General features: G+C 67.8%; 20 protein-coding genes and 1 pseudogene. 13 read left to right on the forward strand and 8 right to left on the reverse strand.

Annotated features, from left to right (window positions below; genetic code table 11):
- Positions 1 to 10: 10 nt before the first annotated feature.
- The 4 genes from miaA to L1087_RS06840 are packed head-to-tail and all read left to right on the forward strand — an operon-like array spanning position 11 to position 4,196.
- On the forward strand, positions 11 to 919 hold the full coding sequence (gene miaA / locus L1087_RS06825) for a tRNA (adenosine(37)-N6)-dimethylallyltransferase MiaA (protein ID WP_234558219.1): 909 nt from the start codon (positions 11 to 13) through the stop codon (positions 917 to 919).
- Between the two features lie 7 nt (positions 920 to 926).
- Positions 927 to 2,342 (forward strand): Asp-tRNA(Asn)/Glu-tRNA(Gln) amidotransferase subunit GatA, encoded by a 1,416-nt coding sequence (gene gatA, locus L1087_RS06830; protein ID WP_234558220.1) that lies wholly within the window; start codon positions 927 to 929, stop codon positions 2,340 to 2,342.
- Positions 2,342 to 3,085 carry a 3'-5' exonuclease gene (locus L1087_RS06835; RefSeq protein ID WP_135342911.1) on the forward strand — a complete coding sequence of 248 codons (744 nt, stop codon included), beginning with the start codon at positions 2,342 to 2,344 and terminating at the stop codon, positions 3,083 to 3,085. The genes gatA and L1087_RS06835 overlap by 1 nt, the downstream gene beginning before the upstream one ends.
- 1 nt (position 3,086) lies before the next feature.
- A complete protein-coding gene (locus L1087_RS06840) occupies positions 3,087 to 4,196 on the forward strand; it encodes a hypothetical protein (RefSeq protein WP_234558222.1) in 1,110 nt (369 codons plus the stop codon).
- Here the strand turns inward: L1087_RS06840 and csaB are convergent.
- The 4 genes and pseudogenes from csaB to L1087_RS06860 all read right to left on the reverse strand — a co-directional run bounded on the left by csaB (position 4,159) and on the right by L1087_RS06860 (position 8,745).
- Entirely contained in the window at positions 4,159 to 5,163 is a 1,005-nt protein-coding gene (csaB, locus tag L1087_RS06845; RefSeq protein WP_135260765.1) for a polysaccharide pyruvyl transferase CsaB, read from the reverse strand. The genes L1087_RS06840 and csaB overlap by 38 nt on opposite strands.
- Positions 5,148 to 6,848, reverse strand: coding sequence for a DUF5693 family protein (locus L1087_RS06850; protein ID WP_234558224.1), 1,701 nt, complete (start codon positions 6,846 to 6,848; stop codon positions 5,148 to 5,150). The genes csaB and L1087_RS06850 overlap by 16 nt, the downstream gene beginning before the upstream one ends.
- A pseudogene (gene udk, locus L1087_RS06855) lies at positions 6,845 to 7,482 on the reverse strand (uridine kinase). The gene L1087_RS06850 and the pseudogene udk overlap by 4 nt, the downstream one beginning before the upstream one ends.
- Positions 7,483 to 7,614: 132 nt before the next feature.
- On the reverse strand, positions 7,615 to 8,745 hold the full coding sequence (locus L1087_RS06860; protein WP_135260762.1) for an ABC transporter ATP-binding protein: 1,131 nt from the start codon (positions 8,743 to 8,745) through the stop codon (positions 7,615 to 7,617).
- 142 nt (positions 8,746 to 8,887) lie between these two features.
- Between L1087_RS06860 and mscL the strand changes: the two genes are divergently transcribed.
- Positions 8,888 to 9,268 (forward strand): large conductance mechanosensitive channel protein MscL, encoded by a 381-nt coding sequence (gene mscL / locus L1087_RS06865; protein ID WP_038042274.1) that lies wholly within the window; start codon positions 8,888 to 8,890, stop codon positions 9,266 to 9,268.
- Here mscL and L1087_RS06870 read toward each other — a convergent pair.
- Positions 9,222 to 10,082, reverse strand: coding sequence for a hypothetical protein (locus tag L1087_RS06870; RefSeq protein ID WP_234558226.1), 861 nt, complete (start codon positions 10,080 to 10,082; stop codon positions 9,222 to 9,224). The genes mscL and L1087_RS06870 overlap by 47 nt on opposite strands.
- Before the next feature lie 107 nt (positions 10,083 to 10,189).
- Here L1087_RS06870 and L1087_RS06875 point away from each other — a divergent pair, with 107 nt between their 5' ends.
- Genes L1087_RS06875 through L1087_RS06910 form a run of 8 tightly spaced genes read left to right on the forward strand, consistent with a single transcriptional unit; the run spans position 10,190 to position 18,158 of the window.
- The gene (locus tag L1087_RS06875) at positions 10,190 to 10,519 is read left to right on the forward strand and encodes an ArsR/SmtB family transcription factor (protein WP_234558227.1); all 330 of its coding nucleotides are present in this window, start codon (positions 10,190 to 10,192) and stop codon (positions 10,517 to 10,519) included.
- Positions 10,516 to 12,174 (forward strand): proton-conducting transporter transmembrane domain-containing protein, encoded by a 1,659-nt coding sequence (locus L1087_RS06880; RefSeq protein WP_234558228.1) that lies wholly within the window; start codon positions 10,516 to 10,518, stop codon positions 12,172 to 12,174. Before L1087_RS06875 ends, L1087_RS06880 begins: the two co-directional genes overlap by 4 nt.
- Positions 12,171 to 13,025, forward strand: a complete 855-nt coding sequence (locus tag L1087_RS06885; RefSeq protein WP_234558229.1) for a respiratory chain complex I subunit 1 family protein — start codon at positions 12,171 to 12,173, stop codon at positions 13,023 to 13,025. The genes L1087_RS06880 and L1087_RS06885 overlap by 4 nt, the downstream gene beginning before the upstream one ends.
- Positions 13,013 to 13,645 carry a hypothetical protein gene (locus L1087_RS06890; protein WP_234558230.1) on the forward strand — a complete coding sequence of 211 codons (633 nt, stop codon included), beginning with the start codon at positions 13,013 to 13,015 and terminating at the stop codon, positions 13,643 to 13,645. The genes L1087_RS06885 and L1087_RS06890 overlap by 13 nt, the downstream gene beginning before the upstream one ends.
- 3 nt (positions 13,646 to 13,648) lie before the next feature.
- Positions 13,649 to 14,995 (forward strand): proton-conducting transporter transmembrane domain-containing protein, encoded by a 1,347-nt coding sequence (locus L1087_RS06895; protein ID WP_234558231.1) that lies wholly within the window; start codon positions 13,649 to 13,651, stop codon positions 14,993 to 14,995.
- Positions 14,983 to 16,293: a hydrogenase large subunit gene (locus L1087_RS06900; protein WP_234558232.1), complete on the forward strand. Its 1,311-nt coding sequence runs from the start codon at positions 14,983 to 14,985 to the stop codon at positions 16,291 to 16,293. Before L1087_RS06895 ends, L1087_RS06900 begins: the two co-directional genes overlap by 13 nt.
- A gap of 7 nt (positions 16,294 to 16,300) precedes the next feature.
- Entirely contained in the window at positions 16,301 to 17,089 is a 789-nt protein-coding gene (nuoB, locus tag L1087_RS06905; protein ID WP_051913560.1) for an NADH-quinone oxidoreductase subunit NuoB, read from the forward strand.
- Positions 17,090 to 17,099: 10 nt separating this feature from the next.
- Positions 17,100 to 18,158, forward strand: coding sequence for a pyridoxal-phosphate-dependent aminotransferase family protein (locus tag L1087_RS06910; RefSeq protein ID WP_234558233.1), 1,059 nt, complete (start codon positions 17,100 to 17,102; stop codon positions 18,156 to 18,158).
- On the opposite strand, the gene L1087_RS06915 is transcribed toward L1087_RS06910, so the two are convergent.
- From L1087_RS06915 to panD, 3 genes are read right to left on the reverse strand one after another with little or no spacing between them, the layout of a single operon-like run.
- Positions 18,121 to 18,711, reverse strand: coding sequence for a TIGR01440 family protein (locus L1087_RS06915; protein ID WP_234558234.1), 591 nt, complete (start codon positions 18,709 to 18,711; stop codon positions 18,121 to 18,123). The two genes, L1087_RS06910 and L1087_RS06915, sit on opposite strands and share 38 nt — an antisense overlap.
- A gap of 25 nt (positions 18,712 to 18,736) precedes the next feature.
- Positions 18,737 to 19,585, reverse strand: a complete 849-nt coding sequence (gene mqnP / locus L1087_RS06920; protein ID WP_234558235.1) for a menaquinone biosynthesis prenyltransferase MqnP — start codon at positions 19,583 to 19,585, stop codon at positions 18,737 to 18,739.
- Entirely contained in the window at positions 19,582 to 19,932 is a 351-nt protein-coding gene (gene panD / locus L1087_RS06925; protein WP_234558281.1) for an aspartate 1-decarboxylase, read from the reverse strand. The genes mqnP and panD overlap by 4 nt, the downstream gene beginning before the upstream one ends.
- Between the last annotated feature and the right edge of the window lie 15 nt (positions 19,933 to 19,947).

The following is a 19,947-nucleotide window of genomic DNA, read 5'->3' on the forward strand; positions in this document are numbered from 1 at the left end:
CATAAGGGATGTGGAGGCGATCCCCGTCTTGGCGGGCCCCACGGGGAGCGGGAAGACCTTCCTGGCCTTGAGGCTTGGAGAGGAGCTTCCCCTCGAGGTGGTTTCCGCCGACGCCACCATGGTTTATCGGGGCTTGGACATCGGCACGGACAAGCCCAGCCGAGAGGAAAGGCAAAGGGTTCCTCACCACCTGGTGGACATCCTGGAGCCCTCCGAGGCCCTGGGCGTGGTGCGCTGGGTGGAGCTGGCGGAAGCGGCCATCGCCGATATCCTGGCCCGGGGGAGGGTGCCTTTGGTGGTCGGGGGGACAGGGTACTACATCCGGGCCCTTTCCCAGGGGCTTCCCACCCTGCCCCCGCCCGATCCAGAGGTCCAGGAGGCCCTTTGGCGGGAGCTCGAGGAAAGGGGTCTTGAGGCCTTGGTGGCCGAGCTTTCCCGGGTTAGTCCGGAGGATGCCCTGCGGGTGGATGGAAACCCCAGGCGGCTCGTGCGGGCCTTGGAGGTGCTAAGGCGCACGGGAACGCCCCCTGTCCGCTTTCCCCTTCGCTCACCCCGGTTCGCCTACAAGAAACTGGTTCTCTGGCCCGAGCGCACCTGGCTTTTCCCCAAGCTGGAGGAAAGGGCCAGGCGCCAGTTCGCCCAGGGTCTAGTGGAGGAGGTGAAGCGCCTGTGGGAGCAGTACCCCACCATGCCGACCGCCCTTCAGGCCATCGGCTACAAGGAGGTGGTGGGGTACCTCCAGGGTGCGTACAGCCTGGAGGAAGCCTTGGCCCGGGATATCCGGGCGGTGAAGGCCTACGCCAGAAGGCAGTACACCTGGTTCCGCCACGAACCCGGGGACGTCACCTATTTGCCTAGGGGAGGGGAGGAGGCTTACCCGGGCTTTCGGGACTGGCTTGGTCTCCACTTCGGGCTATAGTAGGGGCATGTTGGCCCACGAGATCCGCGCCAAGGTGGCGCAAGGGGAGGTATCTCCCCTGGAGGTGGCCCAGGTTTACCTGGAGCGGATCCGCTCCTTGGACCCAAGCCTTGGAGCCTTCCTCACGGTAAACGAGGGGGTCCTGGAGGAGGCCCGTTCCCTGGACCCTTCCCTTCCCCTTGCGGGGCTTGTCGTGGCCGTTAAGGACAACATCGTCACCAAGGGAATCCCTACCACGGCGGGAAGCCGGCTTTTACAGGGTTTTGTGCCCCCTTACGAGGCCACGGCGGTGGCCCGGCTCAAGGCCCTTGGCGCCTTGGTCATTGGCAAAACCAACCTGGATGAGTTCGGAATGGGTTCCTCCACCGAGCACTCCGCCTTTTTCCCCAGCCGGAATCCCTTCGACCCCACCCGGGTGCCCGGGGGGTCCAGCGGGGGAAGCGCGGTGGCGGTGGCGGCGGATCTAGCCCCTTTGGCCTTAGGGTCGGATACCGGGGGGAGCGTGCGCCAGCCTGCGGCCTTCTGCGGGATCTATGGCCTTAAGCCCACCTATGGCCGGGTAAGCCGCTACGGCCTCATCGCTTACGCCTCGAGCCTGGACCAGATCGGCCCCATGGCCCGTTCGGTGCGGGATCTCGCCCTGATCATGGACGCCATCTCCGGTCCTGATCCCCTGGACGCCACCAGCCTGGACCTTAGGCCCCGGTTTCAGGAAGCCTTGGCGGAGCCCTTGCCCTCCTTGCGGCTTGGGGTGGTGCGGGAGGCCCTTTCCGGGAATAGCCCTGGGGTGGAGGGGGCTTTGCGGCGGGCCTTGGAGGTTTTCCGGGGGCTTGGCCTTCAGGTGAAGGAGGTGTCCTGGCCTTCCCTCCCCCTGGCCTTGAACGCCTACTACATCCTGGCCCCTGCGGAGGCCAGCTCCAACCTGGCCCGCTACGACGGGACCCTTTACGGGTTCCGGGCGGAGGGGGAGGAGCTTTGGCGGGTGGTGGAGGAGACGCGGGCCCGATTTGGCCTCGAGGTGAAGCGCCGCATCCTGGTGGGCACCTTCGTGCTCTCCAGCGGGTACTACGAGGCCTATTACGGCCGGGCCCAAGCCTTCCGCAAGCGGCTTAAGGCGGAGGCCCAGGCCCTTTTCCAGGAGGTGGACCTTCTTCTCCTCCCTACCACCCCCCATCCCGCCTTTCCCCTGGGAGGCCGGCCCGATCCCCTGGCCATGTACCGGGAGGACCTCTACACCGTGGGGGCGAACCTGGCGGGCCTCCCCGCCTTGTCCTTCCCCGCTGGCTTTGAGGATGGACTTCCCGTGGGTCTACAGCTTTTCGCTCCTTGGGCGAGGGATGAACTTCTCCTGCAGGCGGCCTTGGCTTTTGAGGAGGCTACCGACCGGGCTTTCCTTCGTGCCCCCTTGGGCGAGGCTTTGTAGTGGATGCCTTTTTCCGCCACCGCCTGGCCACCCGCCTGGCCCGAAGGCTTAGGGCCGAGGGCAGGCCCCTGCCCCTTCCCGCCCTGGGGGAAGCCCTAGGGCTAAGGGGTCCGGTGGAACCTGTGGTGCGGCCCCTTTTGGATGGGCGCTTCCGCTTAGGGGAGGAGGTGGAGCTTTGGGAGTGGCACTACCCTTTTCCCCATCCTGGGGAAGCGGTGGTGGTCTTGGACCTGGAGACCACCGGGCTTTCCCCTGGCCTTAACGAGGTGATCGAGGTGGGCTTGGTGCGACTGGAGCAGGGAGAGCGCCAAAGCTTCCAGAGCCTGGTGCGCCCAAGCCGCCCTCCCAGCCCCTTTATCGAGAGGCTTACGGGGATTCGCGCTTGGGAGCTGGAGGAGGCTCCTTCCCTCGAGGAGGTTCTGGAGCAGGCCTACCCCCTCTTGCGGGGGGCCACCTTGGTCATCCAAAACGCCAGCTTTGACCTGGGATTCCTGCGGCCTGCCCTAGAGGGCATGGGCTATTCCTTGGAGAACCCGGTGGTGGACACCCTCCGCCTGGCTAAAAGGGCCATGCCTGGCCTCAGGCGCTACGGCCTGGATGCTCTTTCCCAGGTCCTGGAGCTCCCTCCCAGGGAAGCCCACCGGGCCCTTGGGGATGTGGAGCGCACCCTTGCTGTGGCCTATGAGGTGTATTATATGCTCACTTCAGGGATTCCCCGTCCCTTGGTGGACCTCGGGAGGTGATATGACCGCACGCTATGTGTTAACCAGCGCCTGTATTCAAACGGGAACCATGACCCTAACCGTCTCCCTCCGCCAGCATCTCCTCGGCAAGGAGCGGGTGCGCTTCGTGGACGAGGACGGGGAGGTGTACGAGGTGGAAGTGGACTGGAAACAGGGGGTGGTGCGGGGGCTTCTGCCTTACTATCAAAAGCGTCGCCTGGCCGTGAACGAGACCATCCTCCTCCACTTCCGCGGGGAGGAGGTGGAGCTTAAGGCCACCCCTAGGGGCCTCCCCCGGCTCGGGCAGGCGGAGTCCAGGGAGCCTGCCCAGCCCGAGAGGCGGGAGGCGAGGCCAGCTGCTTCCGGGAAGGACCCCAAGGAGGCAGGGGATCCCAAGCCGGAGAAGCGGCGGGTGCGGGTGACCCCCTATCCTAAGGAGGTGCTTTTCCCCAACGAGCCGCAAAGGGCCTTGGAGCCCCCTGGGGTTACCGAGGACCTGAGGCGGCTCGGCTTCCTCCTAGAAGGCGGCCCCCCTTGGGTGTACAAGGCCCCCTTGGGGCGCCGCCAAGTGCTTCTGGTGCTGCTGCGCCCCGGGGAGGGGGAGCCCGGCCTGCTCAAGTCCTACCGCCAGCAGGGGGCGTACGTGGCCATCCTGGCGCCGGAGTCCCAGAAGGAAGGGGTGCCGGAGGGAGTGGGATACCTTTCCCCGGAGGCGGTGAGCCGCCTGGTGCGCCTTAAGGCCCGCTTTCCCCTTTCGCCCTTGGACCTGGAGGACCTTCTTCGGGAAGGCTTTGTGGACCTCGAGGCGGTGGAGTCCCTGGAGGACCGGTTGGTGGCCGAGCTTTCCGAGCGCGGGGCCTTCGCCGCCTTCCTCCTTATGCTTGCTCGCAAGTCCCTGGGGGAGGTGTTTTTGCTGGCGGATTTGGAGGCGGAGGCCTTGGAGGAAGGCCTCATCCCCGAGGTGGTGCGCCAAGGGGTGGAGGTGCTCTCCCAGCCTCCCTTTCTCGTGCTCAAGCGCCTTTCCCCAGGGGAGTTCCTGCTAAGGCAGGGGGTGGAGGAAGCCCTTTCTGACCTTGAGGCCTTCGCCCGTGGGCTTAGGGACCGCTTGAACCGCGTCCGTGGGTCTTTTTGACCAGGCTGGCCTCCCCTAAGGCCAGGTCAAAGCTCTGCCGGGCCCTTTCCTTCAGGGCCGCCACCTTTTCCCAGTCGGGGTAGCGGCCGTACATGGCGGCCTTGGAAAGCTTGATGGGGTCCCCGGGGAGCTCCTGGTAGTAGGCCCCGGTCTCCTTGGCGAAGGCGGCCACTTTGGGGTCGTAGGAAAGGGCGGCGAAGGGGGTGCCGGCGGCCGCGGCCAGGATGAGCCCGTGCAGGCGCATGGAGATCACGTACCCCGCCTGGGCGGCCAGGTAGAGGACCCGCCTGGGGTCCGAGGTGGCCTCGATGCGGTGCAGGTAAAACTCCTTGGCGATGGCGTCGTCGTAGCCGGGCTGGAGCAGGAGGACCAGCACCTGCTTGCCCTCGTGGAAGAGGTGGTTGGCGGTGATGTAGAGGTTCTTGATGGCCTCGGGCTCCACCCCCGCCCTGGGGATGACCAGGACCAGGTCCTCCTCCCGCTTCACCGGCGGGGGGGTGAGGAGGAGGGCGGGGTCGGCGCCTAGGGTGGCGGGAAGGCCCAGGCGCTTGGCGTAGTCTAGGGAGTCCTGGTCCCTCAGGATGAGGGGTATGCCCCGGAGGGCCCGCTGGACCTGCCTTTCTCCCCAGGGGGAGAGGGGTCCCAAGGACTGGTTGAAGACCACCACCCGCTTGCGGAAAAAGCGGGCGGCCCGAAGGACGGAGAGGTAGTAGAGGAGGCTAAGGGAGCTGGTGGCGTCCTGCAGGAGGCCGCCGCCCCCCAGAAGCCAGAGGTCAGCTTGAAGCAGGGCCAAGGGGTTCAGGCGGTGGGCGGCCCGGATGCCGTGCGCTTCCGCCGTTCGCTTGGGGTCGCCCGAGAGGGCCAGCACCTGGTGGCCCCGGGCCTTGAGCTCCCGGGCGATGGCCTCGAGGATGGCCTCGTCTCCCGCGTTCTTGAACCCGTAGTACCCCGCTACCCCAACCACCATGCCCGAAGCCTCCTTACCAGCATAACCCCAAGAAGCCCTAGGGAGAGGCCCAAAAGCGCCCCGTTCACCACCCGGAAGAAGGAGATGGCAAGGGGCGTATGGAAGTGGCTGAAGGTGTTGAGGATGGAGGCCACCCCTAAGGCGGCCAGGAAGAGAAGGCCGTTTTGCACCCACTTGGGCCAGGGGAGGAGGAGGGCTAGGGGGAAAAGGGCGTGGCCGAAGACCTCCTTGAAGCGGGGGCGTACCATCACGTCCTGCAGGAGGCTTCGGAGCTTCAGTTCCAGCTCAGGCACCACCGGAGCGTCGTTTCCCCGGCGCAGGAGGGCCAGGGCCAGGAGGAGGAGGGCTAGGGCCGCGAGGGCCACCTCTCCCAAGCGCAAGGGGTGGAGGAAGAGGCGGGTGAGGGCCTCCTTGTAGTGGCGCTCCAGGAAGCTGAAGGCCACCAGGAGGGGGGGTACCAGGAGGGTGAGGGAAACCCCCTGGAAGGCCTGCAGGCCTAGGACCGTCTCCGGCCGGGAGCCCAAGGCGGAGAGGAAGACCGCCCCTGCCAGGGCGTAGCCCAGGGTGCGGAGCCACATCCAAAGGCCGTTCCTAGGGCCCAGGAAGCCCAGGACCGGGAAGACCAGCGCCGCCAGGAGGGCGCCCGCCTGGCCCCCCGCATAGCCCAGGGCGAGGAGGAGGAGCAGCAAGGCCACCAGGGGTCCGTGGACGGGCAGGCCCAGGGCCAGGAGGCCGAGGCCCGCGAGTACCCCCACCCAGGCGGCCAGGCGCAGGGGGCTTGGGGTAAACGCCCGCGGCTGGGGGTGGCCCAGGGGGATGTGGCTGGCCTTTAAACCCTCCTGGATCCGCTGGAGAAGGCGCTCCGTGTCCTGGCGGTAGGGGTAGGGCCGGAGGTAGAGGAGCTGGTGGCCCCGCTCCCGGGCGGCCAGGACGTACTTGTCCGCGGCCTCCTCGGGGGTTAGGGTGAGCTGCCACTCGTAGCGGAGGCTGAAAAGGCGGAGGATGCCTTTGTCTCGAAAGGCGGCGAGGCCGGGCTGGGGAGTGCCCTCGATGAGGGCCACGGGCACCGGTATCAGCTCTCGGGCTTCCTCCAGGCGGTAGGGGTAGCCCAGGGCCTCGAGGCCGGCGAAGACCACGGCATCCGCCTCCTTGGGAACAATGGGTAAGGAGGGGTCCAGGCGCCGGTAACGCTGGTTGATGGGGCGGACCGCCACGAAAACCCCAGCTTCCTTGGCGGCCTGGATCTCGCTCAAGGGGTAGAAGGCGGGGAAGGCCTGGACGTCCAGGGGAAAGCCGAGCCAGGGGCCGAGCCGCTCCGTGGGGAGGTCGTAGGCCTGGGCCAGGAGGTCCAGGAGCCAGGCTTCCCCCTTCAGGTAGTACCAGCTGGGCTTGGCGGGGAGGCCTGCCTCCAAGAGCTCCCGGCCCGTCCGGTAAAGGAGCGCCCCCTGGGCCACCCAGTCTTTGACGAAGCGTTCGGGGAAGGCTATTCCTTCCACGCCCAGGGGCCGGTAGGCCTCCAGGACAGCGAGGAGGTCCTTCCCTTGGGCCCGGGCCTCTTCCCGCAGGGCTTCCGCGTCCATGAGGAGCACCACGGGGCCGGGGTGTTCCGCCCGCAGACGGGGCAGGAGGGCGAGGAGGGAAGGCGCCAAGGCCAGGAGGATCAGGAGGTTCAGGAGGCGCTTCATGCCACCCCCATCTGCGCCAGGCGGGCCAGGGCCTTGGCCTTCAGCATCTCCAGGGCCACGGGGTTCTGCCCCCCACCGGGCAGGATCACGTCCGCATGCCGCTTGCTGGGCTCCACAAAGGCCAGGTGCATGGGCTTCACCCCTTCCAGGTACTGCCGCACCACGCTCTCCAGGCTGCGCCCCCGCTCCTCCACGTCCCGATAAGCCGCCGGATGAAGCGCTCGTCGGCGTCGGCGTCCACGAAGACCTTGAGGTCCATGAGGGCCCGGAGCTCCTCGGGGTAGAGGACCAGGATGCCCTCGAGGATCACCACCGGGGCGGGCAGGATTCGCTCGGTCTTTGGGCTTCTGGTGTAGGCCTTGAAGTCGTAGACGGGCATGTCCACGGCCTGCCCCAGGAGCAGGGCCCGGGTGTGCGCGAGGTAGAGGGGGAGGTCAAAGGCCTCCGGGTGGTCGTAGTTCAGCTTGAGCCGCTCGGGGAAGGGGAGGTGGGTGAGGTCCCGGTAGTAGTGGTCCATGGGCAGGAGGGCCACCCGCTCCCCCAAGGCCTGGGCCAAGGCCCGGGCCAGGGTGGTCTTGCCGCTGGCCGTTCCCCCGGCGATGCCGATGACAAAGGGCTTGGCAAACCCGCTCACCCCTCCATGATAAGGGGCGGGGAGCCTCCTTCCCGCCCCTTCCGCTTTGCGACCGGATGCCCGCGGACGAAGGCTATGTCATCGGCAAACCCTTTCTAAGGCCCCCGCGCGGCTTGTTCCGCGGCGGGGTGCTTAGCGGGCCACCGCCACCTTCTCCTGGGCGTGGCCGATGGTGGCGTCCGTGTCCACGTCGAAGGCGTGCAGGCGGGAGGTGTCCGCCAGAAGCTCCACCTTGTCCCCGGGCTTCACCGGGGCGTGGCCGTCCACCTTGGCCACCAGGACGGTGCCGTCCACGCTCACGTGGATCTCCGTCTCCGCCCCCAGGGGCTCGGCCACCTCCACCTCCCCCCGGATCACGTTCTCCTCCTCGGGGATCACCGTGTAGCCCTTCAGGCCCAGGTGCTCGGGGCGGATGCCCATCCAGACCTCCTTGCCCGAGTAGGGCCTAACCGCCTGGGCCAAGACCGGGTTGGCCCGCACCCGGAAGCCAGGGGCGGTGAGGTAAAGCTTGTCCCCCTGGGCCTCCACCCGGGCGCGAATGAAGTTCATGGAGGGGCTGCCGATGAACCCCGCCACGAAGCGGTTGGCGGGGAAGTCGTAGAGGTTTAGGGGGGTGTCCACCTGCTGGATCTCCCCGTCCTTCATGACCACGATGCGGTGGCCCAGGGTCATGGCCTCCACCTGGTCGTGGGTCACGTAGATGGTGGTGACCCCGAGGCGCCTTTGCAGCTTGGCGATTTCGGCGCGCATCTCCACCCGGAGCTTGGCGTCCAGGTTGGAAAGGGGCTCGTCCATGAGGAAGACCTTGGGCTCCCGCACGATGGCCCGGCCCATGGCCACCCGCTGGCGCTGCCCGCCGGAAAGCTCCCTGGGTTTCCGGTTCAAAAGGTGCTCGATTTTGAGGATGCGGGCGGCCTCCTTCACCCGGCGGTCGATCTCGTCCTTGGGGTAGCGCCGGAGGCGCAGGCCAAAGGCCATGTTCTCGTAAACGTTCATGTGGGGGTAGAGGGCGTAGTTCTGGAAGACCATGGCGATGTCCCGGTCCTTGGGGGGGACATCGTTCACCAAGCGGTCGCCGATGAAGATCCTGCCCTCGGAGATCTCCTCAAGCCCAGCGATCATGCGCAAGGTGGTGGTCTTGCCGCAGCCCGAAGGCCCCACGAAGACCACGAACTCCCCGTCTTCGGTTTCCAAGTTGAAGTCCTTGACCGCCACCACCTTGCCGAAGCGCTTCCACACGTGCTCCAGCTTCACCTTGGCCATGCTTGACCTCCTTAACCCCACGCTTTGAGCACCTCGAGGCCCATCGGGGGTACGACCCGATTTTAACAGGGTTTTCACCGGACGGTCGTGCATAATGGAGAGGCCCGATGCATTGGGTTTATGGGGTTTGGGGAGGTGCGCTATGCTGAAAGGGTTTAAGGACTTTTTGATGCGCGGCAACGTGGTGGACCTGGCGGTGGCGGTGATCATCGGCGGGGCCTTTGGCCAGGTGGTGAACTCCCTGGTGGGGGATGTGCTCACCCCCCTCATCGGCGCCTTAGGGGGTGCCCCGGATTTTTCCGCCCTCAAGCTGGGCCCCGTGGCCATAGGCAAGTTCATCAACGCCCTGGTGAACTTCGTGGTGGTGGCGGCGGCCATCTACTTCCTGGTGGTGGTGCCCATGCAGGAGGTGCAAAAGCGCCTCAAGAAGGAGGCGGAGGCCGCCCCGCCCCCGCCGCCCGAGCCCCCGGAGGAGGTCAAGCTTCTTCGGGAGATCCTCCAGGAGCTCCGGAAGAAGGCGTGAGCCGGTTCCAGAGGAAGAGGGCCAAGTACCCCAGGCCGAGCTCCGGCCTGGGGTTGATGGTTACCGAAAGGGCGAAGGCGTGGAAGAGGAGGCTTTCCAAAGCGAAGCGCGGGCTTCGCAGGAAAAGCTCTTTCAAGGGCCTTCCCTGGCGCAGGGCAAGAAGTCCCAGATAGGGCAGGTAGGGCCAAGGACCGGTGGGGAAGCCCAGGGCGGAAAGCCCCAGGGCCGCGAAGGCCAGACCCCGGGCCAGGGGCAAGGGGTCCCATCCCAGGGGGCGGAGCTCCTGCCAGGAAGGTTCCGCCTCCCCGGGCCAGGGGGCGCGGAGGAGGAGAAGCCTCTTCCCCTCGTGTCCTCCCAGGTAGAGGGTAGGGTCGGGGGCCACCCCCAGGGGGAGGAGGCGGGCGGGGTTCTCCCCCAGTTCCTGGAAGAGGAGGGGGTCCAGGGGGAGGCCGTCCACCAGGAACCAGGCGTGGGGCCTTCCCGAGAGGAGGAAGCCCAGGGCCCGCTCCACCCGGTGCCCCCGGTGGGCCAGGATCCCCGGCCAGGCCTCGGGGGGTTCCTGCAGGAGGAGGTCCCGCCAAGGGGGGGCGGAGCGGAGGGGGGAGGCCTCGAGGCGGAAGCGGGCTTCCAGCACCTCGTCAGGCTCCAGGTGAAAACGGGCCAGGAGGTTGCCCCGGTGGGCGTAGGCCTCCAGGGGCTTCTTGGAGAGGGCGAGGTCCCAGACCCTTTGGCCAGGAAGATCCTGGGGCAAGGGGAGGATGACCTCTTGGGGGCCAGGGGCGCGGGTGCGCAGGAGGAAGGCCGATGCGCTCATGGTGGACCGCTAGAGGGGCATGATACCACCGCTTGCCTTGACGAAAGGGACAGGGGGACCTAAGGTTATAGATATGTGGCTATGCGCATATAACCATAGGAGGCTATTTGCCTAGCGCCCTCCACCGGTACAAGGCGGAGTTCTTCAAGGCTCTGGCGCATCCCTTGCGCCTGGCCATCCTGGACGCTCTTCGGGAAGGGGAGAGGTCGGTGTCCTCCCTTCAGCGGGAGCTTTCGGTGCCCCAGTCCGCTCTTTCCCGCCAGCTGGCCCTGCTGAGGGAGAGGGGGCTGGTGGAGGCTAGGCGAGTGGGACAGATGGTCTACTACCGCCCGCGGGACCCCGAGGTCTACGCCTTTTTGGATCTGGGGCGCCGTATCTTCGCGCGGCACCTGGAGGCCGAGAGGGACCGCCTGGCCGCTTTGAAGGAGGAAGCGTGAGCGAGGGGGTGATGGTCAGCGCTTTGGCCCTGGTGGGGGCCTCCCTCGTGGGCCTGCGCGCTTGGGGGAGCGGGGGCTACGCCCTCCTGCTGGGGCTGGGTGGGGCCACCTTGGTGCAGGCAGGGGGGGGCATGTGGTATGGGGATGGGAGCGCCGCCGGGGTCTTTCTGCGCCTACTGGGCCTGCTCACCATGGCCCTTGCCTCTTACGTACCCGAGTACCTGGGCCACCACCCCAAGGAGGCCCCGGCGTACGCCTTTTGGTTGCCACTCTTTCTCTTGGCCATGGTGGGGGTGGCCCAGGCGCCCCCTGGGTTACCCTTCCTCTTCTTCTGGGAGGGGATGGCCCTGCTGGGTTACCTCCTGGTGGCCCTCGAGGGGCCCAAGGCCCAGGCAGGGGCCAGGGCCTTTTTCCTGGCCAGCCGCCTCTCCGGGGCCGGGCTGTACCTGGCTTTTCTGGGCCAGGGGAAACTGGGACCCGACTGGATATGGGCGGGCCTCCTGGTGGGCTTCGGCGTCAAAGCCGCCCTTTTTCCCTTCCACCTCTGGCTTCCCCGGGCCCACCCCGTGGCCATCAGCCCAGTTTCCGCCTTGCTCTCTGGGGCCATGACCAAGCTGGGCCTTTACGGCCTCTTCCAAGCCCAAACCTGGTTCGGTCCTCCTCCGGTGTGGGTGGGCTTTGCCCTGGTTCTCCTGGGGCTCTTCGGGGCGGTGTACGCCTTGGTACGGGGTCTGGCGGAGGAAGACCTCAAGGGAGCCCTGGCCTACTCCAGCGTGGAGAACCTGGGGCTCATGCTGGCCGCCCTGGGGGGGTACTTCCTCACCGGGAAGGTCCTCTTCCTGGGGGCTTTCTTCCTGCACCAGGTGGGGCACGCCCTCTTCAAGGGGCTTCTCTTTCTCGGCTCGGGGGCCCTGTCCGAAAGGCAGCTCTCCCGCCTGGGGGGGCTTTGGCACCGGATGCCCCTTTTGGGAGGTCTCGTCTTGCTGGGTATGGCGGTGGGGGCGGGCCTGCCTCCCGGAGCGGTCTTTGCCGCAGAGTGGCTCCTCTACCAGGGGTTCCTCTTTGCCCCAGGCCTCCTCCCCCTGGGCGTGGGGGCTTTGGCCCTGGTGGGGGCTCTGGCCCTTTACTTCTACGTGCGGCTTTTCGGGCTGGCCTTTCTGGGCGCACCCCGAGGAAACGTAGCCTTGCACCTGGGCCCGGGCATGAGGTTCGGCCTCCTGGTCTTGGCGGTTATCCTTGTGGGCCTGAGCCTCTTCCCGCAGGAGTTCCTGCGCCCCCTGGGCCAGGGGCTTTACCCCAGCTGGGTCCCGTGGGGCCTCCTGGCGCTTGCCTTCGGGCTTTACCGCTGGCTTGACCGCAGGCCCAGCCGCTCCTACGGCACCTGGGACTGCGGCTTCCAACCCCTGACCCCCAGGATGCAGCCCAACGCCCTGGGCTTCTCCGAGCCCGCTTTGCGCCTCTTTCCCTTCCTGCGCCTAAAGGTGGGGGAGAGGCCAGAGCTGGACGAGCCCCTGGAGCGGGTTTACCAGGGGGTGGGGGAGGGGTTTGGCTGGGCCACCCGCCTGGTGCAGGCCCTGCAGTCGGGAAGCCTCCACTTTTACCTTCTCCTGCAGCTCCTCACCCTGGTGGTGGTGATGGGGGTGGTGCTCCTATGACGGCGCTTTTGTTCCTCCTTCTGGCCCCCCTCTTCAGCGGGAGCGTGAAGTGGCTGAAGGCCCGGCTCACCCACCGCCAGGAGGCAAGCCCCCTTCTGGAGTACCGCAACCTGGCTAAGCTTCTGAGCAAGGCCTGGGTGAGGCCTGGCCTCAGCACCCCGGTCTTCCTCTTGGGGCCCACCTTAGTCCTTTTGGGCGCCCTGGCCGCAGCCCTCTTCCTGCCCCTGCTTCCCGGCCTAAGCTTCGCCGGGGACTTCCTGGTGGCCCTTTACCTCCTCAACCTGGGGCGGTTTTTCCAGATGCTGGCCGCCTTGGACACGGGGAGCGCCTTCGGGGCCCAGGGAAGCTACCGGGAGGGCTTGGTGACCATCCTGGCGGAGCCGGGGACCCTCATGGCCTTGGGAGCGGCGGCGTTGGCGGGGGAGGGCTTAGGCCTAGCGGGCCTGCCGGTGCTGGGGCCGGAGAACGCCCTGGTCCTCCTCCTGGTGCTGGCCTCATTGGCGGTGGCCCTGCTGGCGGAAGGGGCGCGGATGCCCGTGGACGATCCCACCACCCACTTGGAGCTCACCATGGTCCACGAGGCCCAGCTCCTGGACCACGGGGGGCCCTTGCTGGCCCTTTACGAGCTGGCCGCCTCGGTGAAAATGCTCTTCTACGCGGGCCTCATGGCCCTCCTGCTTCCCGGTCCCAAGGTCTTGGTCTTCATGGGGGTGGTTTTGGCCTGGGCGCTGGCCTTGGGCTACTTGGAAACCTTTGGGGTGAAGCTCCGCTACCTGAGGCTTCCCGACTTTCTTTCCTACAACACCCTCTTTGGGGTGCTGGCGCTTTTGGGGGCGATATGGAAGTTGTGAACACGCTGGTGCTGGCGGTGTTGGCCACGGGCTTCCTGATGGTGAGCCGCAGGAGCCTGGATGCGGTCATCCGCCTTTACGCCTTGCAGAACGTGCTCTTGGCTCTGGTTTCCTTTGGACTGGCCAAGGGGGAGCTCCACTTCGTGCTAGCGGGGCTGGCCCTTTTTGTCCTCAAGGGGGTGGCCATTCCCTGGTACCTCTTCTGGCTCCTGGACCGCCTCGAGGTGAGCCACGAGGTAGAAGGGTACCTTTCCGTTTCCTTCTCCCTCCTTCTGGCAGGCCTTCTCACAGCCTTGGCCTTTCGGGTAGGAGCGGTTTTTGTCCTGCCGGAGGCCCCCCTGCCCCAAGGGGTTCCGGTGGCCCTCTCCCTGGTCCTCCTGGGGATGCTCTCCATGGTGAGCCGGAAGAAGGCCATCAGCCAGGTGTTGGGCTTTTTGGCCCTAGAGAATGGGGTTTTCTTGTTGGCCCTCTCCGAGAGCCACGGCCTGCCCCTCTTCGTGGAGCTGGGGGTAGCCCTGGACGCCTTCGCCGCCGTCTTCCTGGCGGGGGTTCTCATCTTCCGCATCAAGGGGGAGATGGGCCACGTGGACACCGCCCGCATGCGGGCCCTGAGGGGGTAGGGGATGCTCTACGGGCTCCTGCTACTACCCCTTTTGGTCTTCCTGGGCCGCCGGGATAAGGGGGCGCTGGTGCGGCTTTCGGTGCTGCTCCCGATCCTCTCCGCCCTCCTGGCCCCCCTCCTTCTGGGCCAGATGGCGGGCCCCTTCCGGCTGGATGGGGTGGGCCTCTTCTACCTCCTGCTCACCGACCTCCTCTACGCCGTCATCGCCCTCTTCGCCCGGGGCTACTTCAGCGAGGAGGAGGCCTGGCGTTTCTACTGGGCGGGGGGCCTCTTTCTGGGGGCGGCCCACGGGGCCTATTTGGCCCACAACCTGGGGGTGCTCTGGATCTTCGTGGAGGGCTCCACCCTGGCCTCGGCCCTTCTCGTGTACCACAAGGGGGGAGCGAGGGTCCTCGAGGCCACCTGGAAGTACCTCATGCTGGGGAGTGTGGGCATCGCCCTGGGGCTGATTGGGGTGATCCTGGTCTACGCCCTTCTCTCGGGGGCCACCTTGGACTGGCGGGAGGCCCGGGCCCTGGTAGGGAGCGCCAACCCCGAGGGGCTCAAGCTGGCCTTCGCCCTCCTCCTGGTGGGCTTCGGCACCAAAGTGGGGCTTTTCCCCCTGCAGGCTTGGCTCCCAGACGCCCACGCCGAGGCCCCAGGGCCGGCCTCGGCCCTGCTTTCCGGAACCCTCCTCAACGTGGCCTTCTACGCCCTCTTGCGCTACACCGCCCTCATGCAGGCCGCAGGGCTCTTTCCCTTCGCCTCCGGCCTCCTCTTGGCCTTCGGCCTCCTGAGCCTTCTGGCGGCGGGGTTTTTCCTCTACGGGCAGAAGGAGTACAAGCGCCTTCTGGCCTACTCCAGCATGGAGCACATGGGCTTGGCGGTCTTCGCCCTGGGCCTGGGCCTGCCTTGGCTGGCCCTCTTCCACACCCTGGCCCACTCCCTGGCCAAGACCCTGGCCTTTCTGGGCGCAAGCGGCATCCTGGCCCTCAGCCACGCCAAGGAGGTGGGGCGGGTGGGGGGGCTTTTCCGTTCCCTCCCCGCTCTGGGGGTACCCTTCGTCCTGGCCCTGGCGGCCTTGGGGGGGCTTCCTCCCTTCCCCCTCTTCTTTGCGGAGTTCAAGGCGGTGGAGGCGGCCATGCGCTACCCCCTGCTGGCGGCTTGGTACCTGGTGGGGCTGGGCTTGGCCTTTGCGGGCCTCCTCGGTCCCATGACCCAGATGGGCTTTGGGCCGGGCCGCCCCTGGAAAGCCCAGGGGCTGGACCTGTGGGCGTTGTGGCTGCTTCTGGCGGTGCTCTTCCTCCTGGGGGTCCGCCCGCCGGTGGAGGTCTTCCAGGCCCTGGAGGTGGTGCTGTGGACGCAGTGAAGGAAGCCTTGAGGGAGGGGCGCCCCGTGGCCCTCTTTCCCGACGGGGAGGGGGTGGTTTTGGTGGCGGAGGTGGGGCGGGACGTGAGGGTGTTTCGCTTCGGAGAGGGAAGGCGCTTCCCCAGCCTGGCCGCGGAGTTCCCCGCCATGGACTGGTGGGAGCGGGCCCTCTGGGAGCGGGGGTACACCCCGGAAGGGCATCCGGACCCAAAGCCCTTGCGTCGGCACGACCTGCCCTACGCCTTCCGCGAGTTCAAGGAACTGCACGAGGTGCCCGTGGGTCCGGTGCACGCCGGCATCATTGAGCCTGGCCACTTCCGCTTCAGCGTCCTGGGGGAGCGGATCGTGAACCTGGAGATCCGCCTGGGCTACCAGCACCGGGGCCTTTTGGCCCTCCTCCCGGGCAAGGGTCCTGAGGCCGCCCTCCTCTTGGTGGAGCGCGCAGGGAGTGAGCCCCTGGCCCACGCCTTGGCCTTCGCCCAGGCCTGGGAGGAAGCCTTGGGGCGGAAGGCCCCGCCCCGGGCACAGGCCCTGCGCCGGGCGGCCTTGGAGCTGGAGCGGGCCTTCGGGCACCTTGGGCACCTGGCGGGGCTTTTCACCGACATCGGCTACGCCTACGGGGCCACCCAGGTGGGGCGCATCCGGGCCCTCCTCCAAGGGGAGCTGGACCGCCTCACCGGGCACCGCTACGGGCGCAACTTCCTGCGGGTGGGAGGGGTGTGGCGGGAAGGGCGGCCCGACCTCTCCGCCTTGGCTCTTTATCGGGAGGAGCTGGCCCGCCTCCTGCCCCGGCTCCTCAAGCACCCCCAGGTGCTGGACCGGATGCGCTACGTAGGGGTGGTGCGCCGGGTGGAGGCCGAGGCCTTGGGCTTCGTGGGGCCCACCGCCCGGGCCAGCGGGGTGGCCCGCGACCTCCGGCAGGACGACCCCGCCTACTTGAGCTTCCAGCCGGTGGTGCGCCAGGGGGGGGACGTCCTGGCCCGGGCCCAGGTCTACGCGGAGGAAACCCTGCAGGCCCTGGACTATGCCCTTCACTTCCTCACCCATCTTCCCGAGGGCCCTTTGGCCCAGGACCTGCCCCCCGGGGACGGGGAGGCCATGGCCCGGGTGGAGGCGGGGCGGGGGGAGGTCTTCTGGTTCGTGCGGGTGGCGGGGGGAGAGGTGGCCTTGGCCGAAGGGGTGGATCCCTCCTTCAAGAACTGGCGGGCTTTGGAGCTGGCGGTACGGGGGGAAGGCCTGCCCGACTTTCCCCTCTGCAACAAGTCCTTCGACCTGTCCTACGCGGGCAACGACCTTTAGGTGGAATATGAGCCTAATGCAAACGTTGCGCATCGGTCGTTTGGCCCGGCCCCTCGAGGACCTCCTCAGGGTGCCGGACCACGCCTTCGGCTACCCCCTCCTGCGCCCCGAGGGCCTCACGGAGGAAGCACAGGAGGCGCTCCTTGGCCTTTGTCCCAGCGGGGCCTTCTTCCGGGAGGGGCGGACCTTCGGCCTGGACCTGGCCCGTTGTGTGGGCTGCGGGCGCTGCGCCCTGGCCCGCCCCGAGGCGGTGGGGGAGATGAAGCGCCTGGAGGTGGCCGTGACCCGTAAGGAGGACCTGGTTCAGCGGGTGGACCTGGAGCGCGGCACCTTCCTGGACCCCGGTCCCCCGCCCCCGCCGCGCCCCGAGCTGGCCCTCCCTACCCTGGCCTTCCGGGAGGTGAGCGCTGGGGACACAGGCCTTGCGGACTCGGAGGTGGCCCTTGCGGGCAACCCCTTCAACGACATGGGGCGGTTCGGCTTTTCCGTGGTGGCTTCACCCCGGCACGCCGACGCCCTTTTGGTCACGGGACCGGTGAGCCGCAACATGGCCGAGGCCCTCCGGCGCACCTACGAGGCCGTGCCCGAGCCCAAGGGGGTGGTGGCCGTGGGCAACGAGGCCATCTCCGGCGGGGTGTTTGCGGGTAGCCCCGAGGTGGTGGGCGGGGTGGACCGGGTGGTGCCTGTGGACGTTTACGTGCCCGGCGACCCCCCGCGCCCTGGGGCCATCCTCTTTGGCCTCCTCCTCCTGGCGGGCCGGGTGCGCCAGCGCCTGGTGGGCGGGGTCTTGCGCTAAGCTTTTCCCCATGGACTGGCTCCTCACCCCCGGACCCGTGCGGCTCCACCCCAAGGCCCTGGAGGCCCTGGCCCGCCCCCAGCTTCACCACCGCACCGAGCCCGCCCGGGAGCTTTTCCTCAAGGCCCGCACCCTCCTCCGGGAGGCCTTCCGCACGCAAGGAGAGGTCCTGATCCTCACGGGAAGCGGTACCCTGGCCATGGAGGCTTTGGTCCTGAACCTCTTCGCCCCTGGGGAAAGGGTGCTGGTGCCCGTCTACGGCAAGTTCTCCGAGCGCTTCGCCGAGATCGCGGAAAGCGCGGGGCTGGAGGTGGACCGCCTGGAGCTTCCCTACGGAAAGGTGCCCACCCCGGAGAGGGTGGCTAGGCCAGGGTATGCGGGCCTCCTCCTGGTCCACTCCGAGACCTCCACCGGGGCCCTGGCCGACCTTCCCGCCCTGGCCCGGGCCTTCAAGGAGGCCAACCCCGGGGGCCTGGTGGGGGCGGACATGGTCACGAGCCTTTTGGTGCGGGAAGTGGCCCTCGAGGCCTGGGGCGTGGACGCCGCGGCCTCCGGGAGCCAGAAGGGCCTCATGTGCCCCCCGGGCCTGGGTTTCGTGGCCCTAAGCCCAAGGGCCCTGGAGCGCCTCCGCCCCCGGGGCTACTACCTGGACCTCTCCCGGGAACTCAAGGCCCAGCGGGAAGGGGAGAGCGCCTGGACCCCGGCCATCAACCTGGTGGGGGCAGTGGCCGCGGTCTTGGAAGAGGTCCTACCCCGGCTGGAGGAGCACCTGGCCCTCAAGGCCTGGCAGAACGACCTCCTTTACCAGGTGGGGGAGGAGCTGGGCCTCTTGGCGGTGCCCGAGGCGAGGAGCCCGGCGGTGGCCGCCTTCCACCTGCCGGAGGGGGTGCCCTACAAGGCGGTGAAGGAGGCCTTCGCCCGCCGCCACGCGGTCATCGCCGGGGGGCAAGGGCCCCTCAAGGGCAAGATCTTCCGCCTTTCCCTCATGGGCCACTACGACCGCTACGAAGCCCTGGGGGTGGCGGCCCTTTTCAAAGAGGCCTTTGCCGATATTCTTCCACCTTCTTGAGCATCTCCTCCCGGGTGTAGACCGCCCGGGCCCCGCCCACCAGCTTGGGGCGGGTCTTGGCGGCGATCAGGATGGCCTCCCCGATCCGCCGCAGGGAAAGCCTCAGGGGCACGGCCACCGGGCGCAGGTGCATGCCGATGAGGACGCCGCCGATATCCATCCCCCCATGGGCCTGGGCCTTCAGGGACTCCACCATCACCGGGTCTTGGAAACGCAAGAAGGCGGCGGTGGCCAGGCTCCCCCCCGCCTTGGGGTGGGGGTAGACGGTGACCTCCTCCAGGCCATAGGCCCGGGCGGCTTCCCGCTCCACCACCAGGGCCCGGTTCAGGTGCTCGCACCCCTGGACCGCCACCCATATTCCCCGCTCCCGGAGGGGGGGTAGGAGGCCCTCCAGGATGGCCTCGGCGGCCTCGAGGCTCGGCCTCGTCCCCACCTTCTCCCCCAAAACCTCGCTGGTGGAGCCCCCCAGAACGAAGAGGCTTCCCCGCTCCATGGGGAAGAGCTCCAGGTACTCCCGGATGGCCCTCTCTGCGGCCTTGCGGATCCCCTCCATGCCCTCAGCCTACCCCGGGACGCCCTCAGAGAAAGAGGTCCAGGACGATAAAGAGAAACATCCCCAGGCTCACCCCCACGTTGGCCTGGAAGAAGGCCACGTCCACCCGGGAGAGGTCCTCGGGGGAGACCAGCCGATGCTCCAGGACCAAGAGGAGGCCCACCAGAACCAGGCCCAGGTAGTACCACGCCCCCGCCCCGTAGCCCAGGCCCGCCAAGAGAAAGGCCAGCCAGGCCAGGAGGTGGGTGGCCCGGGCGATCCAGAGGGCCAAGGGGATGCCGAAGCGGGCGGGGATGCTCTTCACCCCGTAGGCCCGGTCAAAGGCGTAGTCCTGGGTGGCGTAGAGGATGTCGAACCCCGCGATCCAAAGCCCCACCCCGGCCCAAAGGGCGTAGGCGGTGGGGTGGAAGCTCCCCGTGACCGCGATCCACCCCCCCGCGGCCGCCGCCCCAATGGTGAGGCCCAGGACGTAGTGGCAGAGCCAGGTGAAGCGCTTGGTGTAGCTGTAGAGGGTGAGGAAGAGGACCGCTACCGGCAGGAGCTTGGCCGTGAGGGGGTTCAGGGCCAGGCCCGCATAGACCAAAAGGGCCAGGCCCAAAAGGGCCAGGAGGAGGGTCTCCCAGGGCTTCACCAGCCCCCGGGGCAGGTGGCGGTTTTGCGTGCGGGGGTTCAGGGCGTCGATCCGCCAGTCGATGAGGCGGTTCAGGGCCATGGCCATGGTCCTGGCCCCCACCATGGCCAGGGTGACCAGGAGAAAGGTGCGCCCCCCGGGCCAGCCCCCCGCCGCCAGGAGCATCCCCCCGTAGGCGAAGGGGAGGGCGAAGAGGGTGTGCTCAAAGCGCAAAAGCTCCAGGTAGAGCCGGAGGCGCCTCACCCTTCGCGCACCTCCAGGATGCGGTTTTTCTCGTCCACCAGCACCACCTTGGGCTTGAGGCCTTTGGCCTCCTCCTCCTCGAAGACCCCGTAGGCCACCAGGATCACCAGGTCCCCTGGGTGCACCAGGTGGGCGGCGGCCCCGTTGATCCCCACCACCCCCGAGCCCCGTTCCCCAGGCAAGGCGTAGGTGGTGAGCCGGGCCCCGTTGGTGATGTCGTAGATATCCACCTGTTCGTAGGGCAGGATGCCGGCGGCATCCAAAAGGTCCTGGTCCACGGTAACCGAGCCCACATAGTGTAGGTCTGCGTGGGTTACCGTGGCCCGGTGGATCTTGGCGTGGAACATGACCCTTTTCACAAA

This window comes from Thermus tengchongensis, from assembly GCF_021462405.1.
In the GTDB taxonomy this organism is placed as follows: domain Bacteria; phylum Deinococcota; class Deinococci; order Deinococcales; family Thermaceae; genus Thermus; species Thermus tengchongensis.

What these genes read in the sequence shown, in the direction of transcription:
- csaB (WP_135260765.1), bottom strand. Translation starts at nt 5,163, where the DNA reads ATGGTGGTTGGGGTAGCGGGGTACTACGGGTTCAAGAACGCGGGAGAC.
- mscL (WP_038042274.1), top strand. Translation starts at nt 8,888, where the DNA reads ATGCTGAAAGGGTTTAAGGACTTTTTGATGCGCGGCAACGTGGTGGAC.
- L1087_RS06890 (WP_234558230.1), top strand. Translation starts at nt 13,013, where the DNA reads ATGGAAGTTGTGAACACGCTGGTGCTGGCGGTGTTGGCCACGGGCTTC.
- L1087_RS06915 (WP_234558234.1), bottom strand. Translation starts at nt 18,711, where the DNA reads ATGGAGGGGATCCGCAAGGCCGCAGAGAGGGCCATCCGGGAGTACCTG.
- panD (WP_234558281.1), bottom strand. Translation starts at nt 19,932, where the DNA reads ATGTTCCACGCCAAGATCCACCGGGCCACGGTAACCCACGCAGACCTA.
- L1087_RS06860 (WP_135260762.1), bottom strand. Translation starts at nt 8,745, where the DNA reads ATGGCCAAGGTGAAGCTGGAGCACGTGTGGAAGCGCTTCGGCAAGGTG.
- L1087_RS06870 (WP_234558226.1), bottom strand. Translation starts at nt 10,082, where the DNA reads ATGAGCGCATCGGCCTTCCTCCTGCGCACCCGCGCCCCTGGCCCCCAA.
- L1087_RS06910 (WP_234558233.1), top strand. Translation starts at nt 17,100, where the DNA reads ATGGACTGGCTCCTCACCCCCGGACCCGTGCGGCTCCACCCCAAGGCC.
- gatA (WP_234558220.1), top strand. Translation starts at nt 927, where the DNA reads ATGTTGGCCCACGAGATCCGCGCCAAGGTGGCGCAAGGGGAGGTATCT.
- nuoB (WP_051913560.1), top strand. Translation starts at nt 16,301, where the DNA reads ATGAGCCTAATGCAAACGTTGCGCATCGGTCGTTTGGCCCGGCCCCTC.
- L1087_RS06840 (WP_234558222.1), top strand. Translation starts at nt 3,087, where the DNA reads ATGACCGCACGCTATGTGTTAACCAGCGCCTGTATTCAAACGGGAACC.
- L1087_RS06885 (WP_234558229.1), top strand. Translation starts at nt 12,171, where the DNA reads ATGACGGCGCTTTTGTTCCTCCTTCTGGCCCCCCTCTTCAGCGGGAGC.
- L1087_RS06850 (WP_234558224.1), bottom strand. Translation starts at nt 6,848, where the DNA reads ATGAAGCGCCTCCTGAACCTCCTGATCCTCCTGGCCTTGGCGCCTTCC.
- L1087_RS06895 (WP_234558231.1), top strand. Translation starts at nt 13,649, where the DNA reads ATGCTCTACGGGCTCCTGCTACTACCCCTTTTGGTCTTCCTGGGCCGC.